This window comes from Luteococcus sp. (assembly GCF_043424415.1).
Lineage (GTDB): Bacteria > Actinomycetota > Actinomycetes > Propionibacteriales > Propionibacteriaceae > Luteococcus.
The window spans coordinates 1-8,680 of the sequence record NZ_JBHWOO010000261.1 but is presented as its reverse complement, the minus strand read 5'-3'; the positions used below and the strand labels follow the sequence as shown (position 1 = coordinate 8,680).

Here is an 8,680-nt window from a genome sequence, read left to right as displayed (position 1 = left end):
GCGACCCTCGACGATGCGCAGGCCGTTGGCCAGTTCGACATCGAGCAGACCCGACGGGCCGTGGCAGACGGCGGAGACGACGGCTCCAGTGTCGGCCAAGGTCTTCACCAGGCGGGCGAGGTGCTCGTTGCCCCGGAAGTCCACCATGGTGCCGTGGCCGCCCACCAGGTAGATGGCGTCGTACTGGTCGGCCTCGACGAATTCCACCTTGGCGGTGTTGGCCAGCCCGGCCTGCACCGTGGCATCGGACTCGAACTCGTCGGTGATCTCGTCGCGCTCGCTGTTCGGGTCGACGGGCGGGGTGCCTCCGGCAATGGAGGCGAAGTCGACGACGTGGCCGGCGTCGCGGAAGATCTTCCACGGGTGCGCGGCTTCGCTGAGGGTGTAGCCGGTGGGCTCGCCGGCGATCTCGTCAGCGCTGGTCAGGACAAGCAGTACCTTCTTCATCAGTCCAGACAAGCGCCTCCACCGTCCCGGTGTCCAGCAAGTACGCGGGAAGTGAACTGACGAACGCATCCGGACGGGTCGAGGGCCCGACGCCGTGTGGTGTCGGGCCCTCTTCCGGATTGCTGACCGTCAGGACGGTCGTTCAGTACTGCGACTGCGTCACTTCTTGCGACGGCCCGCGAAGGAACCGGCGAAGGCGATCGCGCACACGCCGGCGCCGGCCAGCAGCGGCGAGAAGCCGCCCTGGTCACCGGTGCGAGGCAGGGCCACCGGGCGCTTGAGCTCGACGACCGGAGCCTCGGGGGTGGGAGCCAGCGGCAGATCGACCGGGGTGCCTTCGGCAGGAGTCTCCGGGACGACGACGACGATGGTGACCTCTTCCTCACCCTCGGGGGTCTGCGGCAGGGGCAGCTCGGGAACCGGCGTCTCGGCCGGGGTGCTGGGCTCGGGGGTCACCACGGGCTTGCTGGGCTCGGGGGTCACCACGGGCTTGCTGGGCTCGGGGGTCACCACGGGCTTGCTGGGCTCAGGGGTCACCACGGGCTTGCTGGGCTCGGGGGTCACCACGGGCTTGCTGGGCTCAGGGGTCACCACAGGCTTGCTGGGCTCGGGAGTGGGCGTCCCACCGGGCTCACAGGGCCCACCGGAGGGATTGCACTCCTCACCGGGGGTGGGCTCGGGCGTCACCACAGGCTTGCTGGGCTCCGGGGTCACCTCGGGAGTGGGTTCTGGCGTGGGACGGGGCGTGGGCGTCTCGCCGGGCTCACAGGGCCCACCGGAGGACGGGGTCTCCTTGCCCGAGGACGGGGCCTCCTTGCTCGGCTCGGCCGTCGGGCGCACCTCGGGGGTGGGCTCGGCGGGGGCAGTCACGCTCGGCGTCGGCTCGGCAGAGCCGCCCGACGGAGTGGCGAAGGCCGCACCGGTGCCGAACCAGCTTCCGCCGGCCAGAACCAGGGCACCAGCGCAAGAGGCGGAGCGGATGGTCGTACGGGTGATGGAACGCATCAGGTGCGATCCCCTTTCCTGACAATGCGCGGTATTGCCGCGCTCCCCCGAGCGCGGGACATCAATCCGCTTCATCGCCAGTGCTGATTCCCAGTCACCTTGGTGACTTCCCCCGGGAATACATGGCGACGTGTCTCCATCCTCGTCTGCCCAGCGGGAAATAGCCAGCACTTGATTTATAGCGTTTGACTAGGGACTCCACTGCATCACCCCTAGTCAAAACGATTCTGATGGTGGACTGAAAAGGAAGATCAGCACAAGAACAGGCATCCTCAGGAAAACCGGCAGGGAAAGAACTACTCATCTCATCACATTATTTATGATGGCGTGCATAAATATTGATCACGTAACACTTCTTTCCGATGAACAGAAGCAGGAACAAGATATGTCGATCGTCTTGAATCAGGCAGCGACGGAACGTCGCGCCAGAGGGATGGACATCTCGAAGCAGGCTCCGGGCTGCCTCACCTGCCCATCCTCGTCCAGCGGGAGCAGCTCCTGCACGTCATCGCGATAGACCACATCGCCGCCATGTGCCCTGGCATAGCCCCGGGCGATCGGAAGCCCCAGTCCCGAGCCCTTGGTGGTCGTGGCCGTGCTCGACAGCCGCACCAGACGGTCAAAGACGCGCTCACGGTCCTCCGGGGCAATGCCAGTGCCTGAATCAACCACCCGCAGCACCGCCATCGCGATGCCACCCTGACCGTCCTCGGTCGACAGGTCGATCACGATCCAACCGTCAGGGGCAGCCGCCCGCCCCGCATTGTCCACCAGGTTGCGCAGCACACTGGTGATGCCCTGCCGGTCCGCATTGACCAGCAGGTTGTCCCCCTGGACGATCACCTCGAGATTGGGATAGACCAGCTGCAGGCGACGCTGCTCCGCCAGGGCAAGGTCGCCCAGGTCGAGCAGCTCCATGTTCAGGGTGGGGCCAGCATCCACCCGGGCAGCCTCCAACAAGCTGTTCACCAGGTGCCCGCCACGACTGGCCTCCCGCCCCAACAGGAAGGCCAGCTGCTCCCGGTCCTCGTCCGCACCCGGGGGCAACTGGATGAGCGACTCCGCCGCGGCCTGGATCCCCGCCATCGGCGTCTTGAGCTCGTGCGCCGCATCCGACAGGAAACGCTGCATCTGCTCAGCCGACGCCCGGGCCTGCGCCTCCGCGGCACGGGCGCGGATCTCGGCACCCTCCAGCTCGTCGAGCATCTCGTCAATGGCGGCCGCAGTGCGGCCCACCTCCGTGTCGGTGTGCGTCGCAGCCATTCGGATCCCGCGCTCCCCCTCGGTGATGCGATTGGCACGGTCGGCCATCACATCGAGCGGCTTGAGCGCCACGTCGGTGATCGCCACCGTGAGCAGGCTCGCCCCCACGATCCCGAGGACCCCCACCAGCACCAGCGCCCCATCCAGCGAGCGCCTGGCCCCGATCGCGGGCTCGGTCGACTCCCAGATCGTCACCTCCGCCCCCTTGAGCGGACCGGAGGTCTCCAACGGGAGCCTCACAAAGCGTGACTGGTCCTGGGGCGGCGGATCACCCATGGTGCGCCCGTCGGCCAGTCCGTCCACGAAGACATGGGTCGCCCCACGCCCCACCTGCGCCACGATCTGCTCGGCACCGATCGACGGGTCCTTCGCCAAGCTCTGGGCATGGGCCAGCCCGTCATTGAGGCGCGTCTCCATCTCGTTGACCTGGCGGTTCATGAAGACGGCATCAGTGACGATGCCAACCCCCAGCATGGTGAGCGCGAGAACCACGAACATGGCCCCCAGCACTCGGGCCCGGATTGACCGGCGACCGATCACGTAGTGCCCAGCCGGTACCCGCGGCCACGGACCGTGTGGATGACACGGGGTCCGTGGGCCTCGAGTCGGCGCCGCAGGCTGGAGATGTGGACTTCGACGATGTTCTCGTCGTAGCCGTCATATCCCCACACCGCGGTGAGGAGCTGGGTCTTGGACACCACGCGCTCGGGGTGTTTGGCCAGCTGGCTCAACAGGCGTCGCTCGGTCTCGGTCAGGTCGATGGTGACCCCATTGCGGGTGACGCTGGCAGCGTCGTCGGCGATCGTCATGTCGCCAACCGTGACGGTGCTGCCCATGGATCCAGTGCGGCGCAGGATGGCCTCGATGCGGGCCATCAGTTCCACCATGGCGAAGGGCTTTGCCAGATAGTCGTCCGCGCCCTGGCTCAGGCCGCGGATCCTGTCCGTCATCTCGTCACGCGCGGTCAGCATCAGCACCCCGGCACGTGAGAGCTTGCGCACCACGTCCAGAAGTTCGAAACCATCCCGCCCCCCGGGAAGCATGACGTCGAGGATGACCAGATCAGGCTGGCTCGAGGTGATGGCACGCTCCAGGTCAGTCCCGTCCGGCAAGGCCTGTGCCAGGTGCCCCTGCGAACGCAGGGCCGACACGACCGAGGCCCTGATGACCTCGGAGTCCTCAACAATCAATACCTTGCTCACATTCACATTCTGCATGGTCCACCCCCGATGTGCGAGCAGGTGGGGTCGGTTTCGACACGTGCCCTTTCGACACTCCAAGACCTGCCGTGGACTGCGCGAGACAATTGTCCAAACGGAACATGCCCTCCGGAAGTCTCGGACAGCCGAATCCCCCCTACGACGGAGCCGCGCGGACGTCTGAGATGCCTAGGCTGATCGTCATGGACTGGTTGGGTGTGTTGGGCGGCGACGACGCATGGGAGCGGGACAATCCCCCCATCTCGCGCCAGGACTGGATCATCGCCCTGGCCGTGATGGCCGGCGTGGCGCTGATGCTGGAACTCTTCCGGGCCTTCGCCCCCGCAGACCAGATGCGATCGCCCTGGGTGCAGTACCTGATGCTCGCCGGCCAGTGCCTGCCCCTCGTGGCACGACGGCGCCATCCCCTGGTGGTGGCCCTGCTCGGCTTCCTCGGCTTCTTCGTGGCCGCCACCTATGTCCCCGAGCTCGGCTACCAGACCTTCACCATGGTCATCACCTTCTTCGCCCTCTACTCGGGTACGGCCTGGGCCAGTGACCGGCGCCAGGCCACCCTGGTGCTCGGCGGCCTGTTGGTGGCGATGATGGTCTGGATGGCCTGGGACATCTCACTGGGACACGCCATCGACAACTTCCGGGAGGCACGTGACGAGAAGGAGCTGGGCCACGGGATCCTGCCGCCGCTGGTCTCATGGGTGCTCTACTCGACCGTCGCGAACCTGGTCTACGTGCTGGGAGCCATCGCCATGGGGCAGTCGGCCTGGCGTCAGGCGCGCGACCGTGACCTGCTGGAACGCTCCGCCCGCACCATCGAGCAGCAGAGCCGTGAACTGCAGGAGCAGGCCGTCGTGCAGGAACGCCTGCGGATCGCCCGCGAACTGCACGATGTTGTCGCCCACCACGTCTCGGTGATGGGAATCCAGGCGGCCGGCGCGCGGCGGCTGCTCGACCGCGACCCCTCCGCCGCCACCCAGGCGCTGGAGAACGTGGAGGACTCCGCGCGCCAGGCCGTCACCCAGATGCGCGGCCTGTTGGGGGCCCTGCGCGGCTCTGGCGAGCAGGACCCGTCCGATGGCCTCGACGCCAGCCGCGATCCCCAGCCCTCCTTGGCCGAGCTGGACTCGCTGGTGCACTGCTTCCGGGCCGACGGACTGTCGGTGGAGCTGACGCGCGTCGAGCGCAGACCGGGAGCGCTCGAGGCCCTCCCCCTGCCAGTACAGCTGTCGCTCTACCGCACGGTGCAGGAGGCGCTGAGCAATGTGGTGCGCCACTCCACCGCCACCCGCGCCTGCGTCACGCTGCGTTCCAACCAGCGCGGCGGGGAGGACTTCGTCGAGGTGGAGGTGCTCGACGACGGCCGCCCACGCGCCGGGACCAGCGGTTCCGGTCTGGGGCTGCTCGGCATGCGGGAACGGGTCCACTCGCACGGCGGCAGCTCCGAGATCGGCCCGCGGGTCACCGGCGGCTACCGGGTCCGGGTCCGCTTCCCCGTCCCGTCGACGCCGGGCACGCCCACAGGCACCCCAAACCCAGTGACCCCAACCCCAGTGACCCCAGCAACCGGAGCCAGGCCATGACCCCCATCACCGTCCTGCTGGCCGACGACCAGGCCCTGGTCCGCAGTGGCTTCCAGATGATCCTGTCCATCGAGGACGACATCGACGTGGTGGCAACCGCCGCCAACGGGCAGGAGGCCGTCGACCTGGCTCGGCGCCTGCGCCCCGACATCACCCTGATGGACGTCCAGATGCCTGTGCTGGATGGGATCGCCGCTACCCGCACGGTGGTGGCCGAGGAACTCTCGCGCGTGGTGGTGCTGACCACCTTCGACCGCGACGACTACCTCTTCGACGCCCTGGAGGCGGGTGCTGCGGGTTTCCTGCTCAAGAATGCCGAGCCGGAGCGGCTGGTGGATGCCATCCGCGTCGTCGCCCAGGGGCAAGGCCTGTTGGCCCCCGATGTCACCACGCGGGTGATCCGTCGCATGACCCGCCACGAGGCGGCACGGCAGACGGGCAGCGCGTCCGCCACACCGCCGACCCTCCCCCATGGGGTGGAGCTGACCGCCCGCGAGACGGAGGTGCTGCAGCTGGTGGCCGAGGGGATGAGCAACCACGAGATCGCCGACCACCTGGTGGTGGGCGAGGCGACGGTCAAGACGCACGTCTCGAACGTGCTCGCCAAGCTCGGGGTGCGCGACCGGGTCCAGGCGGTTGTCTGGGCCCACCGCGCCGGCCTGGCGCTGCCCGGCTGAACCCTCCCCGACCCCGAGACGCCGTGATTGCAGCACATACGGCCACGGAGGCAATTTGAACGTGTCGTGCGCCGCAGGGGGCGCAATCCCGGCGTCCCAGCCCGAGAAGTCACCGGCCTCAGAAGACGCCGCGGCTGTGGACGGCGTCCAGATCGCTCGGCACCTCGGCGATCGCGTCCCACAGCTCGACGATGGCACCGTCCTCCACCCGCCACAGCTCGCAATAGGAGTGCCGCTTGCCGTTGATCGAGCCCTCCGAATGGGTCAGGACGAACTGCCCGTCGGCAATGGTGCGATGGGTCCTGTCGTAGACCAAGCCCTCGCCCGAGGTGCGCAGATCCTCGAGGAAGTCCACAACGGCCTCGACGCCATCGGCGATGTCCGGTGAGTGCTGCAGGAAGACCCCGTCGCGGGTGAACTCCCGGAATCCCTCGTAGTCGCCCCCGATGAGGGTCCTGATGAAGAAGTCGGTGACCAGCTCCCGGTTGGCCTCGGTGCGTTCCCGATCAATCACCTCAATGGGGCCGGCCAGCTGGGTGCGGCCCGAGGCATTCGGCTCCTGCCGCGGCACCAGGGTGTCCCAGTGCTCGACAATCTTGCCGTCGCGCACCCGGTAGATGTCGAAGCCGACCAGCTCGGTCTCGTCGAGCCCCACGAAACTGCCGTGCAGCGCCACCAGGTCGCCGTCGGACAGCACCCTGGAATTGCGATGGCGCAGGCCTTCACCGCATTCCTCAACGAGTGTGGCCAGTCCCTGCGCATCACCCGCCACCAGTGGCGAGTGCTCGACGAAATCCTCGGCGAATTCCGTCTCCAGCACTGTCCTGTCGTGCTGGTCGAACAGGCGGTTGTGGACATCGAGCACGAATTCCGCGACCTGGTCCATGACATCTCCTCGTGTCGAGTGACTGCGCTGCCAGCGCAATCCTAGGTATCCGCGCGGTGGCGCAACCGCCCCGATCCGTGCACCGGAATGTCCTTGCAGAACTCTGGATTCGCCGTCGTGGGCGTGGATGGTCTGGCCGGAATCATGACCATGGTGCACCAGGACAGGAGCAGAACATGAGTGATGGATACCGCGTCGAGAATCCCGCCACGGGCGAGGTCGTCGAAAGCATGGAATTCGTCAGCGAGGCGGAGCTGGACGACCTCCTGGCGCAAAGTCGCCAGGCCTGGGAACGGTGGAGCCGCCGCCCCATGTCGGAGCGCATGGAGGTGGTCTCCCGAGTGGCCACGCTCTTCGACGAGAGGAAGGATGAACTCGCCCGGATCATCGGCACCAAGATGGGCAAGCGCCTCTCGGAGGGCGTCGAGGAGGCCGAGTACTCGTCGGCGATCTTCCAGTACTACGCCGACAACGGCGAGAAGTTCAGCCAGGACCTCCAGCTCGACGCCGACGGTGCCAGGGCAGTGTTGCAGCGTCGCCCCATCGGAGTGCTGCTCGGTGTGATGCCGTGGAACTTCCCCTACTACCAGGTGGCCCGTTTCGCAGCACCCAACCTGGTGCTGGGCAATGCGATCATCCTCAAGCACGCCGAGATCTGTGCCCGCTCCGCCACCGCCATCGCCGAGATCATGGAGGAGGCCGGGGTGCCACAGGGCGTCTACCAGAACGTCTTCGCCGACCATGACCAGATCTCCACACTGGTGGCCGACCCCCGCATCGCAGGGGTCTGTCTGACCGGTTCGGAACGCGCCGGTGCGGCCATCGCGGAACAGGCTGGGCGCGCCCTGAAGAAGGTGGTCCTGGAACTCGGCGGTTCCGATCCGTACATCGTGCTGGACGCCGGCGACCCCACCGAGGCAGCCCGCAATGCCTTCTCCACCCGCATGTACAACACGGGCCAGGCCTGCGACTCGAACAAGCGAATGATCGTGATGGACGACATCTACGACGACTTCGTGGCCGAGCTCGAACGCCTCGCCGGGCAGATGACGCCCGGCACCTTCGAGACCGAGGACGAGACGGTCTACACCCCGTTGTCCTCGCGTCCGGCCGCGGAGAAGCTGAAGGACCAGATCGACCGGGCCGTCGCAGCCGGCGCCACGTTGCGTGTCGGGGGTGAGTTGTCCGACCAGGGTGCCTACATCAGCCCGGCCGTGCTCACCGATGTTCCGCGGGGCTCCGACATCTACCACGAGGAGTTCTTCGGGCCCGTCTGCGTGGTCTACAAGGTCTCCAGCGACGAGGAGGCCCTGGAGCTGGCCAATGACTCCCACTTCGGCCTGGGCGGCTCGGTCTTCTCCCAGGACACCAAACGGGCCGAACGGGTGGGCGAGGGCCTCGAGGTGGGAATGGTGAAAATCAACACCCACGCCGCGGAGGGCGAGGCCATCCCCTTCGGCGGGGTGAAGCGCTCGGGTTATGGGCGTGAGCTCGGACCCGTGGGAATGGACGAGTTCGTGAACAAGCGCCTCCACTGGGTGGGCGGCGACAAGCCCTGACGGCGAGACCCCCACTGCGGGCGGCACACCATGTGGTGTGCAGTCA

General features: G+C 67.3%; 8 protein-coding genes. 3 read left to right on the top strand and 5 right to left on the bottom strand.

The window, feature by feature from the left end:
* The 4 genes from ACHFFZ_RS14915 to ACHFFZ_RS14900 form a co-directional block, all read right to left on the bottom strand.
* Window positions 1-447 (bottom strand): type 1 glutamine amidotransferase domain-containing protein (locus tag ACHFFZ_RS14915; protein WP_394277386.1); only part of this gene is annotated, 447 nt, incomplete at its 3' end.
* 159 nt (window positions 448-606) lie between these two features.
* A complete protein-coding gene (locus tag ACHFFZ_RS14910; RefSeq protein ID WP_394277385.1) occupies window positions 607-1,452 on the bottom strand; it encodes an LPXTG cell wall anchor domain-containing protein in 846 nt (281 codons plus the stop codon).
* Window positions 1,453-1,854: 402 nt separating this feature from the next.
* On the bottom strand, window positions 1,855-3,213 hold the full coding sequence (locus ACHFFZ_RS14905; protein ID WP_394277384.1) for an ATP-binding protein: 1,359 nt from the start codon (window positions 3,211-3,213) through the stop codon (window positions 1,855-1,857).
* A 38-nt stretch (window positions 3,214-3,251) separates the two neighbouring features.
* A complete protein-coding gene (locus ACHFFZ_RS14900) occupies window positions 3,252-3,917 on the bottom strand; it encodes a response regulator transcription factor (protein WP_394277383.1) in 666 nt (221 codons plus the stop codon).
* A 200-nt stretch (window positions 3,918-4,117) separates the two neighbouring features.
* Here ACHFFZ_RS14900 and ACHFFZ_RS14895 point away from each other — a divergent pair, with 200 nt between their 5' ends.
* Entirely contained in the window at window positions 4,118-5,512 is a 1,395-nt protein-coding gene (locus ACHFFZ_RS14895; protein WP_394277382.1) for a sensor histidine kinase, read from the top strand.
* A gap of 5 nt (window positions 5,513-5,517) precedes the next feature.
* Complete coding sequence (locus ACHFFZ_RS14890; protein WP_394277387.1) at window positions 5,518-6,189, top strand: response regulator; 672 nt, start codon at window positions 5,518-5,520, stop codon at window positions 6,187-6,189.
* 118 nt (window positions 6,190-6,307) lie between these two features.
* Here ACHFFZ_RS14890 and ACHFFZ_RS14885 read toward each other — a convergent pair whose 3' ends face one another.
* A complete protein-coding gene (locus tag ACHFFZ_RS14885) occupies window positions 6,308-7,075 on the bottom strand; it encodes a nuclear transport factor 2 family protein (protein ID WP_394277381.1) in 768 nt (255 codons plus the stop codon).
* A 176-nt stretch (window positions 7,076-7,251) separates the two neighbouring features.
* Between ACHFFZ_RS14885 and ACHFFZ_RS14880 the strand changes: the two genes are divergently transcribed.
* On the top strand, window positions 7,252-8,634 hold the full coding sequence (locus ACHFFZ_RS14880; protein ID WP_394277380.1) for an NAD-dependent succinate-semialdehyde dehydrogenase: 1,383 nt from the start codon (window positions 7,252-7,254) through the stop codon (window positions 8,632-8,634).
* Window positions 8,635-8,680: the final 46 nt, after the last annotated feature.

Bases quoted from the DNA above. Each gene is read 5' to 3' on its own strand.
- ACHFFZ_RS14895 (WP_394277382.1), top strand. From the start codon at position 4,118: ATGGACTGGTTGGGTGTGTTGGGCGGCGACGACGCATGGGAGCGGGAC.
- ACHFFZ_RS14880 (WP_394277380.1), top strand. From the start codon at position 7,252: ATGAGTGATGGATACCGCGTCGAGAATCCCGCCACGGGCGAGGTCGTC.
- ACHFFZ_RS14910 (WP_394277385.1), bottom strand. From the start codon at position 1,452: ATGCGTTCCATCACCCGTACGACCATCCGCTCCGCCTCTTGCGCTGGT.
- ACHFFZ_RS14905 (WP_394277384.1), bottom strand. From the start codon at position 3,213: ATGTTCGTGGTTCTCGCGCTCACCATGCTGGGGGTTGGCATCGTCACT.
- ACHFFZ_RS14885 (WP_394277381.1), bottom strand. From the start codon at position 7,075: ATGGACCAGGTCGCGGAATTCGTGCTCGATGTCCACAACCGCCTGTTC.